Origin of the sequence: Micrococcus sp. KRD070 (assembly GCF_017168435.1) — a bacterium.
GTDB classification, from domain to species: domain Bacteria; phylum Actinomycetota; class Actinomycetes; order Actinomycetales; family Micrococcaceae; genus Micrococcus; species Micrococcus luteus.
Genome location: NZ_JABFNH010000024.1, coordinates 268106 through 269495, shown reverse-complemented (window position 1 = coordinate 269495; position 1390 = coordinate 268106). Strand labels below are relative to the sequence as shown.

The 1390-nt window shown below is 75.8% G+C and carries 2 protein-coding genes and 1 tRNA gene; 2 read left to right on the top strand and 1 reads right to left on the bottom strand.

Annotated elements, in window-relative coordinates:
* The first annotated feature begins 199 nt into the window (after positions 1-199).
* Positions 200-373 (top strand): hypothetical protein, encoded by a 174-nt coding sequence (locus J1M38_RS10880; protein WP_223247468.1) that lies wholly within the window; start codon positions 200-202, stop codon positions 371-373.
* A gap of 99 nt (positions 374-472) precedes the next feature.
* A tRNA-Gly gene (locus J1M38_RS10875) sits at positions 473-546 on the top strand.
* Positions 547-713: 167 nt separating this feature from the next.
* On the opposite strand, the gene J1M38_RS10870 is transcribed toward J1M38_RS10875, so the two are convergent.
* Positions 714-1160, bottom strand: coding sequence for a DUF2087 domain-containing protein (locus J1M38_RS10870; RefSeq protein WP_095353956.1), 447 nt, complete (start codon positions 1158-1160; stop codon positions 714-716).
* Positions 1161-1390 lie beyond the last annotated feature (230 nt).

The window sequence follows — 1390 nt, the reverse complement described above, 5'->3', positions numbered from 1 at the left end:
GTACACCGCCGCGTCGTCGGGGCGGGCGGGGACCTGGGCCGCGTCGGCCGTGGTGTCGCGCATGGGACGTCCTTCCGGGACAGGGGCTGCCGGACGCGTCCGGCCGCGGCCGGGCGCGGTTCGGACTCTACCAGCGGCCCCCGGCGCGCTTTCGTTCGGGAAACGGCGGCCCCTGGTGCGCTTTCGTTCGGGAAACGGCGTGGCCGGCCGCTGGCGCGCGGGTGCGGCCCTGACCATCCGCGGGGAGTTCTCCATCGTGATCGCCGGGCCGGTGCTCACGCGGTACGCGGACGCGTTCGGTCGCTCGCGCGCCCGGGCGGCGACGCGGCGGGTGCGGGCGCGCGAGGTCGCCGCAGCGGACCCGGTGCACTGACGTACGGGTCCGCGGGGCTCGATGACGACGCGGGGCCGGTGCACCGGCCGGGCTGGTGTATGGTGGTGCCCGCGCCGCAGGCGGAAGCTGAGCGGTTGCGCGGGCGTAGCTCAATGGTAGAGCGCTTGCTTCCCAAGCAAGATACGCGGGTTCGATTCCCGTCGCCCGCTCCACACCACGACGACGGCCCCGGGCCCCTCACGCGAGGGACCCGGGGCCGTGTCGGTCCACGTCGCCCCGCCACGGCCGCACCGGGAACGCAAGACGTCGGAATACGGCCACATTCCGGCGTCATGGCGACCGCTGGCGTTCCAGGTCGACGTGCGGGGTCCCGCTCCCCTCAACCGCCCGCGCGGATCTCGCGCAGCCGGCGTTCCAGGTCGACCGGCAGGTCTGCGGCGAAGCGCGGGTCGAGGTCGGGCCCGGCGTCCGCCAGTCGGTAGACGCCGTCGGCGCGGTCGAGGAACCCGTAGTCCACGAGTTCGCGACGCAGCGTGGCCACGTCCTCGTGGGCGGGGCGCAGCAGGTCGTTGACCTCGGCCTCCGCGTAGGCGCGGCCCGCTCCGAAGCGACGCAGCAGCTCGAGAAGGACGGCCACCCGCGGCTTGCGACGCGCAGGGATGGAGCGCAGCCGGTCCCCGTCGAAGAAGCGGGCGAGCACGGTCGCGTGGTAGCGCTCGGCGGACTGCCACTCGTCGGCGAGGGCCGCCGCCGCGGCGGTGTACCGCTCACCGGTGACGGCCATGCGGGCGCGGATCAGGGTCTTGAGGTCGGACTGACGGGTCATGGTGCATCCTCGCCGGCGCGCTCCCGGCCATGCCGCGCCGCGGGTCGGGGACGACGTCCGTCGCGTGCGGGCGGGCCCGAGGATCCGCTCCCCTTCGCGCCGGGCTGCAGGGCCCTGCCGCGCGGGGCCGGGCCGCGTGGCGCGCTCGGCGGTGGGCGCCGCCGTCGTGATCCAGGCTAGCCGAAGCCCGCGGCGTAGGATCGCGCCATGCCCCTGACCCCGCCGCGGAC

Coding starts and splice junctions, on each gene's coding strand:
- J1M38_RS10870 (WP_095353956.1), bottom strand. CDS start 1,160: ATGACCCGTCAGTCCGACCTCAAGACCCTGATCCGCGCCCGCATGGCC.